Annotated in this window: 11 protein-coding genes and 1 tRNA gene; 10 read left to right on the top strand and 2 right to left on the bottom strand. The window is 58.5% G+C overall.

What is annotated here, in order from left to right; genetic code table 11:
- The first annotated feature begins 6 nt into the window (after positions 1–6).
- Genes AC1EKE_RS03740 through AC1EKE_RS03730 form a run of 3 tightly spaced genes read left to right on the top strand, consistent with a single transcriptional unit; the run spans position 7 to position 9,299 of the window.
- Positions 7–2,997, top strand: coding sequence for a hypothetical protein (locus AC1EKE_RS03740; protein WP_480308258.1), 2,991 nt, complete (start codon positions 7–9; stop codon positions 2,995–2,997).
- Positions 2,997–6,089: a fimbrial protein gene (locus tag AC1EKE_RS03735; RefSeq protein ID WP_480308256.1), complete on the top strand. Its 3,093-nt coding sequence runs from the start codon at positions 2,997–2,999 to the stop codon at positions 6,087–6,089. The genes AC1EKE_RS03740 and AC1EKE_RS03735 overlap by 1 nt, the downstream gene beginning before the upstream one ends.
- Before the next feature lie 18 nt (positions 6,090–6,107).
- The gene (locus AC1EKE_RS03730; protein ID WP_297129582.1) at positions 6,108–9,299 is read left to right on the top strand and encodes a fimbrial protein; all 3,192 of its coding nucleotides are present in this window, start codon (positions 6,108–6,110) and stop codon (positions 9,297–9,299) included.
- 876 nt (positions 9,300–10,175) lie between these two features.
- Here AC1EKE_RS03730 and AC1EKE_RS03725 read toward each other — a convergent pair.
- Positions 10,176–10,247: transfer RNA gene (locus AC1EKE_RS03725), tRNA-Met, on the bottom strand.
- A gap of 968 nt (positions 10,248–11,215) precedes the next feature.
- On the opposite strand from AC1EKE_RS03725, the gene thiL reads away from it, so the two are divergent.
- From thiL to AC1EKE_RS03690, 7 genes are all read left to right on the top strand, one after another.
- The gene (gene thiL / locus AC1EKE_RS03720) at positions 11,216–12,253 is read left to right on the top strand and encodes a thiamine-phosphate kinase (RefSeq protein ID WP_297129437.1); all 1,038 of its coding nucleotides are present in this window, start codon (positions 11,216–11,218) and stop codon (positions 12,251–12,253) included.
- Positions 12,250–13,044 (top strand): thymidylate synthase, encoded by a 795-nt coding sequence (locus AC1EKE_RS03715; protein WP_297129435.1) that lies wholly within the window; start codon positions 12,250–12,252, stop codon positions 13,042–13,044. The genes thiL and AC1EKE_RS03715 overlap by 4 nt, the downstream gene beginning before the upstream one ends.
- Complete coding sequence (locus AC1EKE_RS03710; protein WP_297129433.1) at positions 13,041–13,559, top strand: dihydrofolate reductase; 519 nt, start codon at positions 13,041–13,043, stop codon at positions 13,557–13,559. The genes AC1EKE_RS03715 and AC1EKE_RS03710 overlap by 4 nt, the downstream gene beginning before the upstream one ends.
- 46 nt (positions 13,560–13,605) lie before the next feature.
- Positions 13,606–14,607 carry an aspartate-semialdehyde dehydrogenase gene (locus AC1EKE_RS03705; protein ID WP_297129431.1) on the top strand — a complete coding sequence of 334 codons (1,002 nt, stop codon included), beginning with the start codon at positions 13,606–13,608 and terminating at the stop codon, positions 14,605–14,607.
- A gap of 3 nt (positions 14,608–14,610) precedes the next feature.
- Complete coding sequence (locus AC1EKE_RS03700; protein WP_297129429.1) at positions 14,611–15,324, top strand: DUF5020 family protein; 714 nt, start codon at positions 14,611–14,613, stop codon at positions 15,322–15,324.
- A gap of 187 nt (positions 15,325–15,511) precedes the next feature.
- Positions 15,512–19,495: a glycoside hydrolase family 2 TIM barrel-domain containing protein gene (locus tag AC1EKE_RS03695; protein WP_480308255.1), complete on the top strand. Its 3,984-nt coding sequence runs from the start codon at positions 15,512–15,514 to the stop codon at positions 19,493–19,495.
- 61 nt (positions 19,496–19,556) lie between these two features.
- On the top strand, positions 19,557–20,216 hold the full coding sequence (locus AC1EKE_RS03690) for an outer membrane beta-barrel protein (RefSeq protein WP_297129426.1): 660 nt from the start codon (positions 19,557–19,559) through the stop codon (positions 20,214–20,216).
- A 243-nt stretch (positions 20,217–20,459) separates the two neighbouring features.
- Here AC1EKE_RS03690 and AC1EKE_RS03685 read toward each other — a convergent pair whose 3' ends face one another.
- The gene (locus AC1EKE_RS03685; protein WP_480308254.1) at positions 20,460–22,958 is read right to left on the bottom strand and encodes a polysaccharide biosynthesis tyrosine autokinase; all 2,499 of its coding nucleotides are present in this window, start codon (positions 22,956–22,958) and stop codon (positions 20,460–20,462) included.

Below are 22,958 nucleotides of genomic sequence, written 5' to 3'. Positions count from 1 at the left end.
ATAGCCATGACTATTTATCACAAGATAGGTCTCCGCTATCCGGGGATCGCCGGAGTGGTCCTCGCTCTCTTAGTGGCGCTCTCGGGCTGCCACAAGGAGGTGGGCGAGAGTGGCCCCACCGGTGAGAGCGACGGCGGGTCACGCCATGTCCGCATCGCTGCCACGATAGACTCTTACTCACTCCCGGGCAGTCGTCCCGCACCTCGTGCTCTCGGTACGGTGAGTGAGGCGACAGGCAGCGGGATATGGAACGAGCATGCTGAGCTGGGGCTCGACTACGAGCGTGCTGTCTACTTCGCTGTCCTCTACATCTACCCGGAGGGAGCTCCAGAGCCCTCGTCCGCTTGGATCTACTACACTAATGCCTTTGCGGCAGGCTGCAAGAGCCTCAAGGGAGACGCATTAAGCCCTCTCTCAGCGATCACTGACCTCGAGGTGCTGAGCCAGAGCAATAGTCACGTGCGCCACTTCGCCTCCACGGAGCTGAGCAGTGGTACCCTGACGATGGACCTCGAGCTGGAGCCGGGCAACTACAAGTTTGTCCTTGTTGCCAATTCCATTCCCGCCCTGACTTCTGCGATTTCTGCGATTGAGGATACCGCTTCCCCGGCTGATCCTCGTGGTCTCACGTCTAAGGAGACCGCATTCACTTCGCTCGACCTGATGCCCAATACGATGACGAAGCTGCCTCGGCGCTTCATGCCTATGGTCGGCTCTCAGGACTTTGCCATCACCTCCAGTACGGATGTGCCGCAGGAGGTATCTCCAGATATCAAACTCGAGCGCACCTTTGCCCGTCTCGATGTCTGCCTGACTACGGCTAAGGATGAGACGAAGAAGGAGTATCACAGTAAGGACGGACTGACACCCAAGGACTATCGCTTCCTCAGTTACTCGCTGAAGGGAATGGGCGGATACGATCAGCCACTCTTTCCAATCTCCGGAGAGACCTCCGACGTAGAGACTAAGAGCACTGCCACTGTTACTGCGCCGACAGGCTCTGAGCCGACAAACTTTACCCTCTCCGCCGGAACGGAGAGCGAGGAAATACTCCTGAGGGATATCAAGGGACGCTTTGACGACAAGCAGGTACAAGCATTCAATACCCCGGATGATCCGTCGACTACACCGTGGACTCTACCGATCCGCATCGGGAAGCTCTGGAAGGCACCGATCTTCCGCTCCGAGGCAGCCGCTGACAAGGGACTCGCAGGATCCTACTATGCGAAGTACATAAGCGACCCTGAGAATACGGAGAAGACAGAGACTCATCCCGCCGTCCACCTCTATATCCCCTCACTCTTCCAGGTTGACAATAACCACGAGGTTTCATTCGGACTAACGTTCGGTCGAGCAACCAACGCCACAGAGACCAGAGACTACACCATTTCTCTGACAAACGAAAGGGGTGCTGCTGCTGATTTCCATGCCATCCGTCGCAACACGTGGTACCGGTATGAGCTTAAGTTCTACGGAGAGTCGCTTAAGGTTATCGGTCCTCTCACCATTACCCCCAAGGACTGGACGGTAGAGGAGGAGCAAGCAGACTTCGTTGATGAGTACATCGCACTTACGAGAGACACCGTTGATCTGAATGCCTTTGCCGATGCACAGGGAGACTTTATGATCCTCATGGATCAGCTTATATCCACTCCGACAAAGCTCACCTACGACTTTGAGGGCGGGAAGATCCCCGACTGGCTGACAATGGACGAGCAACCGGAGACCATTAGCGGACAAGCGAAAAGGGTCGCATTCCACACCCTTAGTGATAATGATGGAGATGATGATCGCGTCCGCACCTGTAAGCTGACGATCACTCCTGAGGGCTACTCCAGACCACTCGTGGTGGTCATCCGACAGATGCCGGTACTCTATGTGACTGCACGGCAATATGTCGCCTTTGTGGGAGATGCGGCATCGGGACCGCTTGAGACTACCATTAAGGTACAGTCCCACCACTATGACTGGGTCCCCGAGGTGGTAGACACGTGGGGGACCGCTGCATCGACAGGAAATTGGATCAAAGTGGAGAAGCTGTCACGCAGCAGCGAGCTGAAGATATCGGTAAAGCCGGTTGACAGGCTCAATATCCTCCGCTATGCCACCATCAAGATCTACGATGGCTCCAAGCACCCAACCTACATCCGTGTGGAGCAGGGAGGATACAAGGCTCTGACACTGGAGAATGGACAAGTGTGGCTCGACCGGAACATGGGCTCGCTCTCCTATGCACACTACACTCAGTGGGGCGGATCCGCAGAGATCACCGGATTTGACCGCGTGCGTGTCAATGGAGCGTTCTACCAGAGTGGACGAGTACCCGATGGTTATCAGTACAATGGTATCAACGTCATCGATGGGAATATTAACTCCAACCTCAGTGAAAGTGAAGTCTCAGAAGTGCAGGCATGGCGCCAGCCGCGACGTATCGGTGATGCCACCACCTCCTGGGGAGTGTCACCCAATACCCATGAGGAGACAGCTCCAAAAGCCGACCCTCAGTTCCACAAGTACATTGTGCATCCAAAGGATTGGTACGACAAGGCAACATTCACTCAGCCCCGGTGGTACAAGCATATCCCGGGAGAGAAAGACAAGGGTCTTGATCCCTGCCCGGAGGGTTACCGGATGCCGACCAAGGATGAGTTTGAGCTTATGATGAAAAGCACTCTCCTCACTAATTCTGATTATGCGAGTCGCGACTACTACGAGAATGCCGTGGGCTACTTCTTCAAGACCACCGATCCGACTCACTCCTTCTACCTGCCTCTCGGTGGCTGGCGAGATGGGTCCGGCATGCTACGCAACTGGTTATTCATCGGTGAGACAGCAGTTCCAGGAGCCTGCTACGCACTCTATGATCCCGCATCTCCCATGTCCGGCGGATACTGCAGTGTAGGATTCGGGAGCGATGCACCACACAGCTATGTCGAAAAGGGAAATACGACAAACGGTCTCCTCGTCCGTTGCATCAAGATTAGGAACAACAACTGATGGGACAAATGGATATGATGATCAAGAATAAAGTCTTACCTCTGATCCTGCTCTTTGTGGCAATCACCCTCCTCGCCTCCTGTACAGCGGAGAGGGGGCAGGAGCCCGGCTCCGGAAATGGCTTGACGGGGCTCTCCCTCAGGATCACTCCGGACAATCCCCGAGTAGAGGAGATTCTCCGAGCCAATGAAGTGGGCACGGAGACCGAGAATAAGATTGAGAAAGTGGATGTCTTCATCTTTGACCAAGCCGGCACAACGCTTGTCGGATCTGCCCTCGGACAGACGGTCACTGCAGGAGCGACAGGCACGATCTCTGTCACGGTAGACCAGATCCCATACAAAGGTACCGGTCGTACATTCCAGGTTGCCGTTGTTGCCAATGCAGAGGGTGCCGTCACCTATCCAAGTCTCACAGGTCTAACACTGGACGGCCTCTCCTCTCTCCCCGTCATGAAGACGGACGACACCGCTCGCCCCCCCTTGGTGATGTATGGGACGGCTGAGCTGAATGCCAATCCCTCCGGCATCGTCACCGGGGAAGTCCGCGTCAAGCGTCTTGCCGCTGCCATCGAGCTAAGGGGTGAGGGAGAGATCTCCATAGGCGAGACTTACCTCGTCAATGCGCCCAAGGGAGCTACTCTTGCCGGCGACCCCCTCACCGGCGTTGCCACTCTGACCTCCACGACCACCCATGCGACAGGGGAGAGGGCTTATGTTTACCCTACGGCATCAGATCAGCGTGCATACGTTGTCTTCAAGGCTAAGAATCCCTCCGGATTGGATAACTACTACTTCTTTTCGCCCAAGGATGGTAGTCAGCCTTCCCAGTCCCTTGCCGCCAATACACTCTATCGGGTAACGATAAAGAAGCTCACCGCAGACGGATACGATACCCTCGATGCTGCTGTGGCAGCCATCCGATCAGGAGAGGATCGTAATCGCGAGTCTCTTGTCTACACGGTTGCCGAGTGGACTAATGTCGGTACAGCTGAGACGGTCTTCTTCGGTCGATATTTCCTCCGGATCGAGAAGTCCAACTTCCAATTTGACCGCGAGCAGATGGACGAGCTCACCTACGTCTACACCAATGCTCCGGGACTCAAGCTGATCGCGCCTGCGGAGGGGACCTTTAGCGAGACGAAGCAACACCTTGCGGCATGGGCCACTTCCACCCTGCAGCCTGCCTACGAGGGCAACGAGAAGCCCGGGCGACGCTACACGCTCAATGTCGGGGTCTACCAGTACCACTCTCTTGTAGCCGATGATGTGCGACGCGCATTCGGCTGGGTAAGGGCGACAGGTATCCACACCAACGATCTGCAGGTGCAGTACTCCATCACACAGGATAATATCAACCGCTTCTACCCTGATGTGGTACGGCTGGCAGCCTCGCCCGACCGCTTCAAGATCACCGCCAAGGAGGTCCAGTACCTAAAGACACGCATCACGACCAACCTCCCCAAGCTGGGCTGGCGTCTCTTCAGTGTCACCCCCTCTACGAGTGGGCGAGACTTCATCGAGCGCATCTTCGTCCTCGACGACCACGGAGACCCGGTTGATCTCTGGAGAGATGACAAGCCGGGTAAGTACGATGCCGCTGAGTTAGCAAAGAGGCGACAGCAGCTCGGCACAGACATACTCTACATCGACACCAAGGCCATGGGAGATCTGGAGCCTGATGTGGCCACGATCACTCTCTATGGAGGTGAGATCGGAGGTCAAGTCTTCCACAAGCTCCCGATCCGAGTCTACCGCGAGTTCCAGCTGGACTATAATATCGTCTACCCCGAGTCCACGGAAGCGAATGCCGTGCCTCTTGATATGCGTCGAAACAAGTATGTCATCGAGACCCCTCTCGGATGGGATAGCGAGCAGGACTATACCTATAAGGTCAATGTCACGTCCAATCTCCGGTGGGAGGTCTCTAAGGAGCCCGCATCTGACGGCTCCGAGATAGACTGGGTCACCATCACTGGCGCAAATGGGACTAAAGATGGCTCCTTTTCCGTCAAGGTCTCCAAGCGCCCCACATCCCAGAAGGTGGATCACTTCCTCCCGGCTCGAGAGGCACACATCTCCCTGAAGGGCTACGTCAAGGGCAGTCGCGAAGCGATGGCTGTACGCGACATCATCATCTATCAGGGTGGCTACGTCAAGATCGGTGACAATTACTGGCTTGATCGCAACCTCAAGTCCGGCTACTCTTATGCCAACCACGAGGAGGCGATCGATAAGACAGACAAGCTCTACAAGGTACCCGCCTATTACGCCAATACAACGTACAAGGACTCCAAGATCAACTCGACTCTCTACCCCTATGCCATCCCTATCGGTCACACAACTGATGTCTATGGCGTCTACGCCCTGAATAATCGCACCTACCTCCCCAACTCTGCCACTACGCCTAACGGATACGGCTCTGACGGGTACTTCTTCAGTCGAGCTCCCACGAGCGGCTATGCTCAAGGAGACACAGAGGAAAAGTCGGTCGGGCTCTACAGCAATTACTACACAGGCAAGATCTATAGAGGACAAGTGTATCAGGATAACATTGGGTACTTTTACGTCCATCCGACCTATCGTGTCAAGCTGTACATCTCATGGGATCAGACTAATGGTGTATATAGGGACAAGAACATCATAGCCGATAATGAGCCCTTCGTCAATCCCTGTCCCGAGGGATGGCACGTCCCGACCAAGACTCAGCTGGAGTCACTCGTAGACCTCCTCGGCAAGACGTACGGCAAGCCTACGCCGCTGATGAATCTCGATGAGACCTACTCCGCCATTGACGGAGAGATGGGCGAGAATAATAGTGGGCGTTACCTCGTGGCTGATCCGATGACCCGCTCCTCCAGTACAGGCGTACATTGGTACCTCCCGGCTGCCGGCTATCGACCCTTCAATCACGCCGACATCCGCACTATGGGAGTCACCGGAGCCTACAAGACCTATGAGCTGGTGAATCCCAATGCCACCGGCAGTATCAAGTCTCAGCTGCTCTACTTCTCTCCCACCAAGGTCTGGATGCACACCGAGACCTGGGCCTTCACCTCCTCCGTCCGATGCGTCCGTAGCGTAAACCCATAAATGACTGACATCATGACCATGATACAGACAAGAAATCTCTCCCATACGCTCCTGCTCTCACTCCTGGCACTCCTGTCCCTCACCCTCACGGGGTGTCGCCAGGATAGGCTCTGGGGTGATGAGGTCGATCCCGAGGGAGGAGACCAGACGATAGAGCTGTCAATCCTCCTCCCCGACAATAGTGGCTCCCTCAGGAGTACGGAGGGGGGAGACACAAAGGCAGAGACCAAGATCGAGACCCTCGACATCTATCTCTATGAGGGCGATCACCTGGACACTACCGATGCACCGAAGACAGCACCCGAGTACCATGAGCGGATCACCGTAGGCAAGTCCTCCGGCATCCTCCACAGAGCCATCTCCTACAAGAATGCCTCAGCGACCTATCAGGTGCTTGTCGTCGCCAATGCCAAGGAGGGATGGCTCACCGGAAAGGAGAAAGTAAGTGAGCTGACAGACAAGGTGGTGGAGGACAAGCCTACCATCGCCGGTCCCTATCTGATGACGGGACGATCCCGAGACCTTACCCCGGCAAGGGATCACCACGTCGATGTGGTGCTGAGCCGCATCGTATCTAAGATCAATATCACCAATGCGACTCCGAAGGATAATCAGTTCGAGATCCTCGCCATTGTACCGATACGCCCGCTGAAGTCCTATCTCTTTTCGCACGTTGTCCCATTTACCGCAGGCGACAACGAGCGTGCCGACACGCCCATCACCCCTGATGGGCAGCCGAGTATGGTCGCGGAGGAAGCGGTGACGATGGAGTCACAGTCCTCCACGGTTACTCTTATCACCTATGAGAGCGAGCTGCCCAATACACTCGAGAATAAAAACATCGGTGGTGGTGTGCTCATCAAGGCCCGCTACAACGGCGAGACTTGCTGGTATCGCTTTGCTCTAATGGATCGGCGAGGTCGAAGGATCGTCCGTCGCAACTCCATCTACACCATAGAGATCAAGGAGGTAAACGGGAGGGGCTACAACACTCCCGAGGATGCCATCAAGCGTCGTCCGGTCAATATGATCCTCGGCGTCACCACCCTCGAGCGCTCCATCAAGCAGTCGGAGCAGATCATTACGGACGGAGAGTACTTCATCAGCTCTACCAGAGCTTTCGTACACCATGGTACCAGAGCCAGTTACGAGTATGAGGTGGGTGGTAAGAAGTATGCCACAGATCCGAATGACCGACAGTTCACCGAAGAGATCACCGTGCGGACGAATATCCCCGAGTTCAAGGGCTTTAGGATCTTAGAGGAGAAGTACTCATTCGCAGGGGATGGGACTACTCAGTATCCCTTTAGCGATCCCGACAACATCTCTTGGATCAATGCCCGATTGGTGGATCACGTCTCTGTCGGAGACGGTGATCTCGGATTTGGCGTAAAGGATCTCAAGTACGACTTCCGCGGGCTCTACATCGATGACCGGTGGAGAGGGGCGACGGAGCAGCAGCTCATCGACAGCAACTACAAGAGGAGCGTGGAGTATAAGATAGGTGTCGCCAATTACCCCAACCTCTACCTGCGTATCTCCATCGACCAGACACCCGATGAAGTGCTGCGTGATCAGCTCCTGCTCTACCCCTCACTTATCTCGGCTGACAGCCGTCGTGATGAGGTTTTCGAGGTGAGAGTGGATGCCTACCGACCGGGTAATAGGTGGGAGATCGTCGGCGTCAGCTATCTCACCGGGGACTCTCCCGAGCATCAGGATTGGGTTAGCTACAGTCCCTCCTCAGGGGTCGTGGGAGAGGATGGGCGAATACTCCTCTCCACGAGGAAGCTCAACTTGGGGCAGAATACCGGTGAGGCTCTCGTCAAGGTGAAGCTTACAGATGCCAAAACCGGTACCCTGATCGACTTCAAGACGATCCGGATCACCTCCGGACAGGCACTCGACTACGACATCGTCTATCCAGAGGGCTCACCCAGAGAGAAAGACCTGAGTCGTACCTTCCGAGTCATCGAGACACCTCTCAATCAAGTCGGCGACCTCATTTACACCGTCAATGTCCGAAGCGTCACTCCCTGGCACGTCCAGAGTCCGGTGAAGGACGACGGATGGCTCTCCCACTCAGACCCATCCATAGGCACCGACACCGGCACGACCGGCGTCGGCTACAACGGCTACTTTACCGTCACGATCAAGGAGAACCGCGTGGAGCCACTCAACGGACTGTACAAGGCTCGTCAGAGCCTCGTCCGGATCATCAGTGAGCGGGCCTCTCTGGACATCCTTGTCTACCAAGGGGGGTATGTCGTGATCGGCGACACCAAGTGGATCGATCGCAACCTGATGCGTACTGCTAGGAAAGATATGGTGGATTACTCTCCTGCGGGCTATTATCGTATGCCGGATGGCTACAATACTACTGCGATAGAGTATTTGCTCTATCCGGCTGCTGTCCCGATAGCATTTGGAGAAAATACGTTTGCCTGCTACGCCAAGCATAGAGCAGAAACGAAGAAATTGATCTATGGCGCTACTACTACCAATCTCCCCTTCGTAAACCATAATTATGCCGGCTATCCAGACTTTTTTGCCTACGTATCAAAGGGGGCTAAGCCGAGTCCTCAGGGAGACGGCTACTTCGGTGGGTGCATGCCCGCAACTCTTATGGCACGTAGTTACTTCACTGACGCTAATTCTGCTCCGGAGAACGCATGGAATGCCAAGGCTGAAATGGATAACTCCATGGAGCGAGACCCGCTGAAGGAGGCGACAACGAAGGGTGCCTACGATCCCTGCCCTAAGGGTTGGCGTACGGCAGCCTATCGGGAGGTGAATGAGCTGGTCCAGCACATGGCACGTGATCCCCACTTCTACAGTGCAGGGCTGGAGGATACCTTCATCAACTCCGATGACCCAGAAGCGGTCCGCAAGGCAGGTCAGGACTACAAGGCTCCATACAATAACGGAGTGTACTTCATCAACGAGGACAACGTCAATGTATGGTTCCCCTACGCCGGCTACCGTCAGGCCTCCAATGATGTCCCCGATGTGGATGGTAGTGCTTTCTCTCAGCTGATGAAGCCGGGGTATGAGGGACGCTACTGGTTCAATTTCTTCTACGGCGACGGCAATAGCATCTTCCTCAGCATCAAGACCACGGCCGATGGCTCGCTCAAGGCAGCGCTCATGCCGGACAACGCCTTCTTCGGCGCTTCCGTCCGCTGTGTGCAGGATAAGGATCTGAACTAATGCTCGGTCGATACTGAGCGCATCCCCATTGATAGTGAGCGCCCCGCTGCAGCCTTCTGACTGCAGCGGGGCGCTTCGTGTATGCAGAGCCTCCCGAGCCGACTCGCCGGGAGTCAGGTGGCGCCAGGGTGTCGGACACATCGGAGGGCGTCGGATGATAGGGAGCAGGCGGTGAGACCTGTGGTTGCTGGTTAAGCGGCTGATGGTAAGGTCAGAGAGAGAGGGGGGGAGTGCTTGGGGTCCGGTGGCTAAGGGAGTCTCCCCCTGCCTGATGAGGTGCATCCCTAATACCGATATTAGTCATTTCTTTTATCGGTATTAGTAATCTCTAATATCGGTATTAGTGATCTCTAATATCGGTATTAGAAATGGGGCTGTAGAGGAGCCCTCGGGACGTCGGCCCCGGGACAGGGGCTCTCGGCTGTCCCTGTCAGCTGGATGGAACGACTCCTCTCCTCTTCGCCGGCGGGTCGGTCAGGGGTGACGTTTTTGGATTTGTTTAAGGTCTCCCTGCGGTAAAAGGCAACGATCCCTCCGTGGCTAAGGCATCACAAACGACACCGCGACCCCGCAAGGGTGTCGCACTGGTTGCCTGACTCCCTGATAAGTGCGACACCCGGCGTGGTCGTCGGAAAGGGGGATTTCTGCTCGGCGACCCACAAGGGGTCGAGGGGGTAGGGGCGGGTCTCGGCACATCGGTCACCGCTTCGCGGATGACCGATGCCTATGGATCGAGCACCCTTCGGGTCCCTCCCGGATAAGCCCCCTTGGCATATGATTACCCTAAAGCTCAAATGCGTCACCCCTGGCGTGTCGGTCCCTTAGGAGACAAAAAAAGTACGACCATCCTCATAGAAGATAGTCGTACCTCAGTAGTTGCGGGGACAGGATTCGAACTTGCGACCTCTGGGTTATGAGCCCAGCGAGCTACCACTGCTCCACCCCGCGATATGTCTTTCCTCCCTTGCTTTGTGGTGCAAAGGTACGACTTATCCCGCACATATCCAAACTTATCACGCCCCTCCCGCCCGGTCTGCCGAGAAGACGGGTCAGGGGTGACGCATTTGAGTAGCACAGAAGTCCACCAACTCATTATGAACGGTGGGGAACGAGGCACCCCGGCAGGGGTGCTCAGTGTTTAGCCCGGGTGTCAAGGAGGGGCGCAAGCCCCGACGAAGACCCCGGGATAGCTCGGTGGAAAAAAGCCCCACGACCCCGCTAGGGTGTCGCACTATCAAGCTTGCCCGTGGAGTGCGACACCCTAACGGGGTCGTATATATAAGGCGTATCGTCGGTAACCCGGGGTCTTCGGCACTTCGTGCCTCGACACCCGGGCTAAAAGCCGACGATCCCTCCGGGGCTCCGCCCCTGCGGGATCGGCAGTCGGGATTGCACAGCGATAGGGATTGTCACTTCTTTGCAGTAGAGCTCAAATGCGTCACCCCTGGGGGAACGGACAGGGGTGACACATTTGATCATTACAGAAGCCATTCAACTCATTATGAAGGGTGGGGAACGAGGCACCCCGGCAGGGGTGCACGGTGTTTAGCCACGGGTCAAGGGGCGTAGCCCCGAAGACCCGTGGACCCGGCCTCGCAAGCAATCCTCGACCCCGCCAGGGTGTCGCACTGATTGACTGACTGGGTAAGTGCGACACCCTGGCGGGGTCGCCGGGAAAGGGGATTTCTGCTCGGCGACCCGCAAGGGGTCGAGGGGGTTAAGGCGGGTATCGGCACATCGGTCACCGCTTCGCGGATGACCGATGCCTATGGAGCGAGCACCCTTCGGGTGCCTCCCGGATGAGCCCCCCTTTGGTATATGATTACCCTAACGCTTAAATGCGTCACCCCTGGGGGACGGGTCGGGGATTGGTGGGGAAAAAGGTAACTTTGTGAGAATAGAGAATTGCGTTGCGTATGGAAATAGCTAATATAGGACCGGCAGGACTGAGGGAGAGGATCCTGAAGTCCTTCCGTCCCGCCCCCAACTCCTCCCCCCTCCTGACCGACCCGGCCGACGATGCCGCGGTGCTGGAGCCGGGCGAGGGCCGTCAGATGATCTCCGCCTCGGCCATGATGCTGGAGGGGGTCCACTTTGACCTGGTCTACTTCCCCCTCAGGTACCTCGGCTTCAAGGCTGTCACCAAGGGGGTCTCCCGCATCGTCGCCATGGGCGGCAGGGCAGAGGGCGTCGAGGTGTCGGTGGGGCTGTCAGCGAGGTTTCAAGTGGAGGATGTGGAGGCACTGATGAGCGGCGTCCGCGAGGCGTGCGAGACCTACGGCTGTGGGCTTATGGGCTGCCACTTCACCTCGTCACGTACCGGGCTGATGCTCTCGACCCACGTGGTGGGGAGCGTGGAGCGCGGGCGGTACCTGCGGAGCGACACAGCGCAGGCCAATGACCTGATCTGCGTCACGGGCGACCTGGGTGCCGCCTTCCTCGGACTGACGATGCTGGAGCGTGAGAAGCAGGTATTTGACCGGATGGGACAGGAGGACTATGCACCGGACTTTGGCGGTGGTGCCTACTTCCTCTCCCGCCAGATGCGCCCCGTGGCGCGTCACGACCTCAGCCCGTCACCCATTGGGACCGAGATACGTCCCTCAGCGATGACGGAGGTGACGGAGGGGCTGGCGGGCGATCTCCTTCGCCTATGCGACCTCTCGGGCGTCGGCTGCCGGATCTATGAGGAGCGGCTGCCGATCCTTGGGGAGACGCGACAGCAAGCGGAGACGCTGGGGCTGGACCCCACCGCGATCGCCTGCAATGGTGGCGAGGACTACGAGCTCCTCTTTACCCTCCCCCTCACGGACAAGGAGCTGATCGAGGGGCTGGCGGGAGTGACGATGATCGGCTTCGTCACCGATGCGAGCATGGGCTGTCGCCTCGTCAGCAGTGGCGGTAGCGAGACGCCCCTCCGCTCACAGAGTACCACGACGACGGAGGAGCCATGAGACAGTATCTCGATCTACTGCAAAAGGTGCTGGATGAGGGACACAGGAAAGAGGACCGCACCGGTACAGGCACGATCAGTCTCTTCGGAGCACAGCTGCGCTTCCCGCTCAGCGAGGGCTTCCCGCTACTGACGACGAAGAAACTCCACCTGAAGAGCATCATCTACGAGCTGCTCTGGTTTATCCGGGGCGAGACGAATGTGAAGTACCTGCAGGAGCATGGCGTCCGGATTTGGAACGAGTGGGCCGACGAGGCGGGCGACCTGGGGCCGGTCTACGGTGCTCAGTGGCGACACTGGCTCGATGCTGGGGGCGAGACGCACGACCAGCTGGCTGAGGTGATCGAGATGATCCGCAAGTCTCCCGACAGCCGGCGGATGATCGTTAACTCGTGGAACGTGGGGGAGATCGACCGGATGGCGCTGCCACCGTGCCACGTGCTCTACCAATTTTACGTCGCGGACGGGAAGCTCTCCCTCCAGCTCTACCAGCGGAGCGCTGACCTCTTCCTCGGGGTGCCCTTCAACATCGCCTCCTACGCCCTCCTGCTGATGATGGTGGCGGAAGTGACGGGGCTGGAGGCGGACACCTTTATCCATACCTTTGGCGACGCACACATCTACCTCAATCACCTCGACCAGGTCAGGGAGCAGCTCACGCGGGAGCCGAGAGCGTTGCCGACGATGCGGCTCCGACCGGGCGTGACGCGGATCGAGGACTTCACCTACGACGACTTTACGCTGGAGGACTACCATCCCTGGCCACACATATCAGGCAAAGTATCAGTATGAGTAAGACAAGCACCCTCTCCCTCATCGTCGCCATGGACAGCGACGGAGCGATCGGGCAGGCGGGCGACATGCCCTGGGGGAGGAGTATGAAGGGGGATCTCCGCCACTTCAAGGAGACCACCATGGGGCACCCGATCCTCATGGGGCGCACCACCTACGAGTCCTTCCCCCGCCGACCGCTGCCGGGACGGCTGAATATCGTCCTCACCCGCCGAAGTGACTACACCGTGGAGGAGGGGGCTGTGGTGGCGCACTCGGTGGAGGAGGCGCTCCGCCTCGCTGAGGGGGCGGACGAGATATTCGTCATCGGCGGTCGGCAGATCTACGAGCAGCTGATCGACCGGGCGGACCGGCTCTATGTGACGCTGGTGCACCACACGTTCCCCGGCGCAGACACCCACTTCCCCGACATCGACCCGGCGGAGTGGCAGCTGGTCCGGGAGGAGCCGCACCCTGCCGACCCGTCCAACGCCTTCCCCTACACCTTCACCACGCTGGAGCGACGGAAGTCGTAGGAAAATCGGACATTTGCACTAAAGAATTGAGAAAGGAAAGAATAGTATGAATATAGCAATCGTCGGCGCCAGTGGTGCCGTGGGACAGGAGCTGATCAAGCTGGTCGAGGAGCGGGACTTCCCTTGCGACCGGATCCGCCTCTTCGGCTCGGAGCGCAGTGCCGGGCGGTCCTACACCGTCAAGGGGCGGGAGGTGACCGTGGAGCTGCTCGAGGAGGGGGATGCCTTCCGCGACATCGATATCGCCTTCGTCAGCGCCGGAGCCGGCACGTCTAAGGCCTTTGCCTCCACCATCACCAAGCATGGCGCCCTGATGATCGACAACTCGAGCGCCTTCCGCATGGATGAGGATGTGCCGCTCGTGGTGCCGGAGGTGAATGCCTCTGCCGCCCTCTCGGCTCCCCGTCAGATCATCGCCAACCCCAATTGCACCACCATCCAGATGGTGGTGCCCCTGCAGGCGCTCGAGCGTAAGACACACATTCGCCGTGTCCACGTCGCCACCTACCAGTGCGCCAGCGGTGCCGGAGCGAGCGGTATGGCGGAGCTGGAGCAGCAGACACACGACTACGCCGAGGGGAAGCCGCTGGAGGTGAAGAAATTCTCCCACCAGCTGCTCTTTAACCTCATCCCTCATATCGATGTCTTCCAGGAGAATGGCTACACGAAGGAGGAGATGAAGATGTACAACGAGACCCGCAAGATCATGGGGACCGATATACGTGTCAGCGCCACCTGCGTCCGCGTGCCGGCACTCCGCGCCCACTCCGAGGCGGTCTGGTGTGAGCTGGAGCACCCGATGACGACCGGGGAGGCTCAGGAGGCCTTCCGCACAGGCGAGGGCTGCATACTGATGGACGACCCGGCACAGCAGGTCTACCCGATGCCGCTTGACCTCTCCGGGAGGGACGAGGTCTTCGTCGGCCGTGTCCGCCAGGATCTCACGGACCCCAATGGCCTATCCTTCTGGTGCGTGGCAGACCAGATCCGCAAGGGCGCGGCTCTCAACGCCATCCAGATCGGCGAGTATATCATCCGTAATAAGTAACATATGACACTACTGAAGAAACTCCTGCCGGCACTTGCGTCGGCGCTACTCCTCACCACCCTCACCGCGACAGCACAGACCACGGCTGAGATCCACTACGACTTCGGTCGACACATCTACAACGACCTCTCGGGAGAGAAGCCGATCCTCATCAAGCTCGGTCACCTCTCCTACGACAAGTGGGGACGCAACTATGGCTACATCCGGCTCAATCCCGCCTCCGAGCGGCTCTACGACCTGGATGCCCGCCTGCAGAGGGACATCAAGTTTGTTGACGCTCCCTTAGCCCTTCGCCTCGAGTACCACGGCGCCATGCGCTACATGGCCGACCGCACCCACGCCTTCTCCTCCGGTATCTCCTACCGCTTCCACAACGAGTATGTCGACCTCACCGTGGCGCCCAGCTACCGGTATGACTTTGGCTACGAGAAGCCGCACAACTTCCAGCTCTGGGGCGATGCCGCCTGGACCAGCTGGAATCGCGTGTGGACCATCCGCGGCTTCGCCGTCCTGAGGACCAACCTCGGTGCCGATGAGGCTCGCCGTCGGGTGATCTTCCGCGCTGAGCCGCAGGTGTGGTGCAATGTAAACCAATTTGTCGGCGTGCCGGATGAGCTCAATCTCTCTATCGGTACCGAGCTAAGGATGGAGTACAATACCCTCCTCCCGGAGGCCTTCCACGTCCGTCCCACCATTGCTGCCAAGTGGACCTTCTGATCCCCTGAGTACGAAAGCATAAAAAAGGAGTGAGGCGATCATCAGACCGCCTCGCTCCTTTTTTTATCATACCCGCAATGGCTGCTGTGGGGAAATAGGGGTATCTTTACATCACAACGAGCTGTCCGGAGGAGCCTTAAGCATAAGTTCTTGCGGAGTGTGCTTGCCCATCCAACACTATCTTACGATGAAGAGACTTACCCTATCCCTGCTTGCGCTCCTCTGCCTGCCGCTGATCGGTCAGGCGCAGATCCTGCACCCCATTGCCGGCTATGAGTACGGCACCACGCCGGCTCCCGACGGCTCCGAGTGGGAGTCGCCCGAGCGGCTGGGGCTCAATCGCGAGCAGCCGGCGGCCTACTTCTTCTCCTACAAGAGCGTCGATGCCGCCCGCCGGTACCTCCCGGAGACACCGGGCACCTACTACGAGTCGCTCGATGGTATGTGGCGCTTCCACTGGGTCGGCAACCCCGGTGAGCGACCGAGAGACTTCTACCGACCCGGGTATGACGTCTCCCGCTGGGATGAGATCACGGTGCCCTCCTGCTGGAGTGTGGCGGGGATCCAGCCCGACGGCTCCCTGAAGTACGGCACGCCGATCTACTGCAATCAGCCCTACATCTTTAAGCACACGGTCACGCCCGGTGACTGGCGGGGCGGGGTGATGCGCACGCCCCCGACCGACTGGACCACCTATAAGGATCGCAACGAGGTGGGCTCGTATCGGCGGGACTTCACGGTCCCGGCAGACTGGGGTGGCCGACGTGTGGAGCTCCACTTCGATGGAGTCAATTCGTTCTTTTACCTCTGGATCAATGGCAAGTATGTCGGCTTCAGTAAGGACTCCCGCTCCACCGCCACCTTTGACATCACCGAGTACCTCCGCAAGGGGGTAAATACGGTGGCGGTCGAGGTGTACCGCTCGAGTGACGGCTCCTTCCTCGAGGCGCAGGATATGTGGCGCCTGCCGGGGATCTACCGGTCGGTCTACCTGACGAGCAGCCCCTCCGTCGCCGTGCGGGACATCGCCGTGACGCCCGATCTCGATGCGAGCTATCGGGACGGGACGCTCCATATCCGGACGGAGCTGCGAAACCGCTCCGCTCGCACGGCAAAGGGGTGGCGCATCCGCTACTCACTCTATCGTAACGAGCTCTACAGCCAGAAGAATAGCCATACCGGCATCGTCGTGACGACCGACCTCCCCGGCACACCACGGGGCGAGGCGTCCGTCACCGAGACGACCCTCTCCCTCCGCAATGCCGACCTCTGGTCGGCGGAGCGACCGCACCTCTACACGCTGGTGGGCGAGCTCCTCGACCCGCGCGGGAGAGTGGCTCAGACCCTCTCGGTGATCACGGGATTTAGGAAAATTGAGATCCGCGATACGCCCGCTGAGGAGGATGAATTTGGTCTCGCGGGGCGCTACTTTTACCTCAATGGAAAGCCGATCAAGCTCAAGGGGGTCAATCGCCAGGAGATCAACCCCGAGACCGGCAATACGATCACGCGAGAGCAGATGATCGACGAGATAATGCTGATGAAGCGGGGGAATATCAATCACGTCCGCCTCTCGCACTATCCCAATACTCCGATATTCTACTACCTCTGCAACCTCTTTGGGCTCTACCTCGAGGATGAGGCCAATTGCGAGAGCCACGCCTACTACTACGGCGAAGCATCGCTGTCGCACGTGCCGGAATTTACCAACGCGACGGTCCAGCGGACGATGAATATGGTGGCTGCGCATGTCAATGAGCCCTCGATCCTGATCTGGTCGCTCGGCAATGAGGCGGGGCCGGGGAAGTGCTTCGTCGCCGCTTACGATGCGATCAAGGCCTTTGACCAATCTCGCCCGGTGCAGTACGAGCGGAATAACGACATCGTCGACATAGGCTCCAATCAGTACCCCTCCATCGCCTGGATGCGGGAGGCGGTACAGGGGAAGTATAATCTGAAGTACCCCTTCCACGTCAGCGAGTATGCCCACAGTATGGGCAATGCGGTGGGCAACCTCGTCGACTACTGGGAGGCGATCGAGAGCACCAACTTCTTCATGGGCGGTGCAATATGGGACTGGGTGGATCAGGCACTCTGGACGACCGATCCTGAGACCGGCGACCGGTATCTCGCCTATGGAGGGGACTTTGGCGACAAGCCCAATAGCGGGATGTTTTGCATGAATGGGATCCTGCTGCCGACCCACGAGCCGAAGCCCGCCTACTACGAGGTGCGAAAGGTCTACCAAGACGTCGGGATCAGTAACGAGGCACTGGCAGAGGAGGGGACGGTGAGGATATTCAATAAGCGGTACTTCACCACTCTCAATGACCTCTACTTAGAGCCGGCACTGCTGGAGGACGGACGGGAGGTCCGCACGGAGCAGGTTGAGATGCCCTCCATCGCTCCGCGTGAGGCTGCGGTGGTGACCCTCCCCTTTAGCCGCAAGGACACCTCTCGAGACCACGAGTACTTCGTCACCATCCGGCTGCGCCAGAGATACGAGACACCCTGGGCCGAGGCGGGCTATGTGCAGATGGCAGAGCAGCTGGAGCTGAGGCCGGCGACCCCTTCGGCAAAGAGCTTTGACGGAGAGGTCAGGCTGACTCTCGGCGACGATAATACGATCTCCGGTGAGGGCTTCTCGGTTTGCTTCGATGACCGCGAGGGTACGATCGACCGCCTTGTCTACGGTGGTCGGGAGGTGATCTCCGCCGGCAATGGTCCGCGACTGGATCCCTTCCGCGCCCCGACGGATAACGACAACTGGACCTCTACGGCATGGTTTGCCAATGGCCTCCACAACCTCCGCCACCGGGTGCTCTCACGCACCGTGCATCCCAATGCCGACGGCTCCATCTCACTCCTTTACCGAGTGGAGAGCCGGGCTCCCTACGGTACCGACTTCAGCGGCGGGGTGAGCGGACGCTTTGAGCTCAAGGATCACCCTGAGAAGCCCTTTGGTCCCGAGGACTGCACCTTCTCCTCCACCTACATCTGGACCGTCAGTCCCGATGGGACGATCACCCTCAGCGCCTCGGTGGAGAGCAATAAGCCCTCTCTGGCGCTCGCCCGGGTAGGCTTCTCGATGCGCCTGCCACGCGAGCTCGACCGCTACACCTACTACGGTCGCGGTCCGTGGAATAACTACGCCGACCGGGAGACCGGTGCCTTCCTCGGGGAGTACTCGAGCAGTGTGGCGGAGCAATTTGTCCCCTTCCCCAAGCCCCAGAGCATGGGCAATCGGGAGGGCGTGCGGTACGGTCGCCTGACGGATGCCTCCGGGCAGTCCGGGCTGGTGATCTATACCTATGGAGGGAGTATGAGCGTGCTGCCGTATAGTCAGATGCAGCTGGCGATGGCGCCCCACCCCTACCAGCTCCCGCAGTCTGACGGGACGTATGTCCATATGGATCTCGCTGTCACCGGTCTCGGGGGAAACTCCTGCGGTCAGGGTGGTCCGCTGACAGAGGATCGGGTGATGGGCGGTCCCCACACGATGACGCTCCAGATCCGTCCCTTGGGCGCGACGGGCGTGGTCGCCACGCCGACCGCCCTGCCGGTGACGATGCAGCGGAGTGGTACCGGTCTCGTGACGCTCTCCGGATCGTCGCCCATCCGCTACTCGATCGACGGCAAGCCGGCGGTACGGTATGAGCGCCCCTTTGACCTCCGTGAGGGAGGCGTGGTCCGTGCGTGGCCGGAGGGGAGCGACTGGATCGCCACGGAGCATCGGTACGAGCGGATCACGACGATCCCCGTGACCATAAGCGGTGTCTCCTCCGAGGAGAGTGGTGAGGGCAGCGTCGCCCATCTGCTCGATGGCGATCCCTCCACGATCTGGCACAGTATGTACTCCGTCACCGTCGCCGCTTATCCTCACTGGGTGGCGCTCGACTGTGGTGAGGAGCGATCGATCGCGGGCGTCACCTATCTGCCGAGGCAGGACGGAAGCATCAATGGCGACATACGCGACTATGCCCTCTCCGTCAGCAGCGACGGGGAGACGTGGCAGGAGGTGGCACGTGGCACCATGGAGCGGTCGAGGTCGCGGCAGACCCTTCGCTTTGGTCACCCGATGAGGGCTCGCTATGTGCGCTTTACCGCTCTCTCGTCTCAGAGTGGAGCCGACTTCGCCTCCGGGGCAGAGCTGACGGTGCTGTCGGAGTAAGAGAAGCTTTTTAGCTACCTTTGTGCCCGGAATAATCATTGTTTTTATCAAGTAAATAGATATGAGAAAAATGATCTTCGGTGCCCTTGCGGCACTATCCGCCGTGGCACTGTCGTTGCCGGCGAACGCTCAGGAGGAGAAAGAGTGTGACCTGGATGTGGACTTTGCCGTCCATGTCGGATATCAGGGGAGCTTCCTCAAGGACTTCACCGCCTATCCCGGTGCTACTCGGTCGCTCCACTCGGGTGTCCGGGTCGGAGTGGACGCAGACTTTGAGGTCTATGAGTACAAGGGCTTCGAGTTTGGCGTCCGTCCGGGCGTCTTCTTCTCTCAAAAGGGTGAGGCGTACACAAAGACTGCCGACAAGGCACTCTCGTATGATCTCAACTACCTCGACATCCCTGTGACCCTCCGTGTCAGTCGCGAGGTGGCAGACGATCTCGACGTGATCGCCAACTTTGGACCCTACATTGGCATCGGTCTCTATGGGAAAAATGGGACAGGCAGTAGCTCCAAGGAGAAGCACGACTCCTTCGGTAAGGATGGTGAGCTGCGTCGCATCGACAGTGGCCTAAACGCCAGCCTCGGGCTGAGGTATGATGACTTCCTCCTCACCGTGGGCGGACAGTATGGCTTCGTGAACCAGCTGAAGGATACGAAGACACTCACCGGCTCACCGAAGAATGTCAACTTCTTCGTGATGGTCGGCTACGAATTCTGATCATACCCCCCAGAAATACTAAGAGCGAGGGCTGCGCTTCTCCGGGATCACCGGTGGCGCAGCCCTCGCTCTTTTCTCTCCCTTAGTCGCATAGAGGGGGCGTGCATCAGGGGGACACTGCCTATAAGGGCCTGCCGACATGGAGCCTCTCCCGCTGGCGTGATTTAACTGTATAGATCGGGGACCGCATCGCTGATGGCGGTGCGGTCCCCGAGGTGAGGTGGTATCTATCGACAGATTACCTCAGGACTTGTGCTGATCCGAGGATTTCTTGTCGCTGCTGTAGCCATAGCCATAGCCATAGCCGTACCCATAGCCGTAGCCGTAGCCATAGCCGTATCCCTTCTTAAGCGCCTTAGTGTCCGTCTTGACGTCATTGAGGACGATGGAGACGTTGGGGAGCTTGCCGGCATCGGACAGGTAATTGATGTACTCGAGGTCGCGCTTGTCCGTCTTGCGGTAGCGGGTGACGTACATCGTCGCATCAGCGACACGGCTGAGGATGACGGTGTCGACCACCGGTCCGCAGGGCGCACTATCGATGATGATGTAGTCAAAGTGGTCCCGGAGCTGCTCGATCACGTCGTCCAGACGTGGACGAGAGAGCATCTCTGAGGGATTGGGCGGGATCTTACCGGCCGGCAATACCGACAGACCTGGGTAGTCCGGCATGTCCATCACGAAGTCCATCGGGTCGAGTGTGGGATCATTGAGGATCTCACTCATCCCGTGAGTATGATCGTGAGAGGAGTCGTGGCGGTCGTGGATGTGCTGCCCCTTGAAGGTACGCGACAGGCGTGGATTACGGAGGTCAAGGCCGATGATGAGTACCTTCTCATCAAGTGCCGACAGGGAGACAGCGAGATTGGAGGCGACAAAGGTCTTACCCTCTGCCGGTACCGTAGAGGTGGCGAGGAGGACAAGGGGTCGCTTGTTGCCGGTGACGAAATTGAGGTTGGTACGCAGGGTGCGGAAGACCTCCGTCATCACGTCGCTGTCTCGAGTCTTGACGACGATCTCACCGGTCTGATCTCCGAAGTGATCATCAGACATATGAGGCACGGTACCGAGGATAGAGAGGGGGGTATGGCGACGAATGTCATCCTCTGTGCGGATCTTGGTCCGGGTCAGCCGCCTCAGGTAGAGGTAAATCGTAGGCAGGAGCAGACCCAGTATCAGGGCAGCGAGGTAGACGATAGGCTTCTTGGGCTGCGAGGGGGTGGCATCGGCGAGAGCCGGATCAACTAACTTGGCGCTCTCCAGCGATGCAGCGAGAGAGATCGAGGTCTCCTCCCGCTTCGTCAGGAGCATCAGGTAGAGATTGGAGCGGATGCTCCGCTGCCTCTCTATGTCGGTGGTGATACGCTCAAAGGTAGGAGCCTGTGAGATCTTTCCCTGCAAGTTTCCCTTCATACCCTTGAGACCCTCGAACTGGATCTGCAGTCCCTGACGGGTCACATCGGCTACGCCTACGAGACCCTCACGAGTGGTAGCGAGATCCTTCTCGAGCGCTTTGAGACGCGGGTGCTCGGGACTGACAGAGGCGGCGAGAGAATTCCGCTCGAGGACCATCGTATTGTACTGACCGACGGCACTATTGAGCGAGGCATCCTCCACGCCGAGCGAGGCGGGGATCAGGTTGTACTCATTTTTTCCCATCGCTCTGACGTAGGAGATCAGGTGATCCACCACCTTAAGCTGTGTCTGGATCCGCGACACCTCCTCGGCAAGCTTGGCACTGCTCTGTACGATGACGCCGAGGTCCTCGTAGCTGGTGACGCCCTGAGACTTCTTGACCGACTCGAGATTGGACTCCACACTCCCCAGCTCCTGGCTGATGAGGGAGATTCGCTCATTGATAAAGTCGTACTGTCGCTGCGCTGCCGCGTTCTTGTCGATGGCACGCATACGATTGTAGACCTCTACCAGCTTGGTGAGGAAGTCCTCGCCCTTGAGGCGATTGTCGGAGAGGATGGAGAGGGAGGAGACATTACTATTTTTCTCCACACGCTCGACGGAGACCTGTCCGTTGGTCATCTGCTCTGCCATGGCGAGTGGAGAGTGTATGGTGATCGTGAGCTCGTCCGGCATCTCGCTCTCCAGAGCCAGGCTGTCGCCCTTCTGTAACGAGAGGATACCATACTCGGTCACCTCTGTCGCCGGCAGCTGGGTGATGACCTTTGTCTCGCCGGTACCCTTATCTGTGAGGGTCATCCCATCGGAGGAGGAGGTCAGCGTATACTCGAGAGGGGCCTTGACTTGATCGAGCTTGTCAAAGGGCTCCATCGTGATCCTGACGGGGAGGTCTCGCCAGTAGACCTGAGTCCGGAGACCGTGCCGGCTCGAGAAGTCGAGGAAGTAGTGGGACTCCTTGATGGTCTGGAGCAGCATCTCGCGTGACTGGATCAGCTGCATCTCGTTGTCGACATTGAGATTTAGTCCGCCGGTCGCGATGGAGACGAGGTCCAGCTCCCCCATAGCGGAGGCATATTTGCTTCCCTTCCCGTCTTGTGGGTCATTGAAGAGAATGGTCGTCGCCACTCTGTACTTCGGTCTGGAGGTGGTGATGAAGAGCCACCCCAGGATCAGGCAGAGGAGCAGCGAGAGGAGGTAAAGCGGCCAGTGGCTCAGGTATGACGCGAGGAGCGTGGAGAGATCAAGCTCCTGCTCGTCGTGACCTGCTTCCTCAGAGAGAAGAGGGGTATTGGAGGGTGCTCCGGTGGAGCTGTCGTATGGGTTCAT

The sequence above is a fragment of the Porphyromonas sp. C0041D3 genome, from assembly GCF_056590575.1.
Note: the sequence above shows the minus strand (reverse complement) of the source record. Positions and strands in the feature narration are given on the sequence as shown.

Coding starts and splice junctions, on each gene's coding strand:
- AC1EKE_RS03740 (WP_480308258.1), top strand. CDS start 7: ATGACTATTTATCACAAGATAGGTCTCCGCTATCCGGGGATCGCCGGA.
- AC1EKE_RS03735 (WP_480308256.1), top strand. CDS start 2,997: ATGGGACAAATGGATATGATGATCAAGAATAAAGTCTTACCTCTGATC.
- AC1EKE_RS03730 (WP_297129582.1), top strand. CDS start 6,108: ATGATACAGACAAGAAATCTCTCCCATACGCTCCTGCTCTCACTCCTG.
- thiL (WP_297129437.1), top strand. CDS start 11,216: ATGGAAATAGCTAATATAGGACCGGCAGGACTGAGGGAGAGGATCCTG.
- AC1EKE_RS03715 (WP_297129435.1), top strand. CDS start 12,250: ATGAGACAGTATCTCGATCTACTGCAAAAGGTGCTGGATGAGGGACAC.
- AC1EKE_RS03710 (WP_297129433.1), top strand. CDS start 13,041: ATGAGTAAGACAAGCACCCTCTCCCTCATCGTCGCCATGGACAGCGAC.
- AC1EKE_RS03705 (WP_297129431.1), top strand. CDS start 13,606: ATGAATATAGCAATCGTCGGCGCCAGTGGTGCCGTGGGACAGGAGCTG.
- AC1EKE_RS03700 (WP_297129429.1), top strand. CDS start 14,611: ATGACACTACTGAAGAAACTCCTGCCGGCACTTGCGTCGGCGCTACTC.
- AC1EKE_RS03695 (WP_480308255.1), top strand. CDS start 15,512: ATGAAGAGACTTACCCTATCCCTGCTTGCGCTCCTCTGCCTGCCGCTG.
- AC1EKE_RS03690 (WP_297129426.1), top strand. CDS start 19,557: ATGAGAAAAATGATCTTCGGTGCCCTTGCGGCACTATCCGCCGTGGCA.
- AC1EKE_RS03685 (WP_480308254.1), bottom strand. CDS start 22,958: ATGAACCCATACGACAGCTCCACCGGAGCACCCTCCAATACCCCTCTT.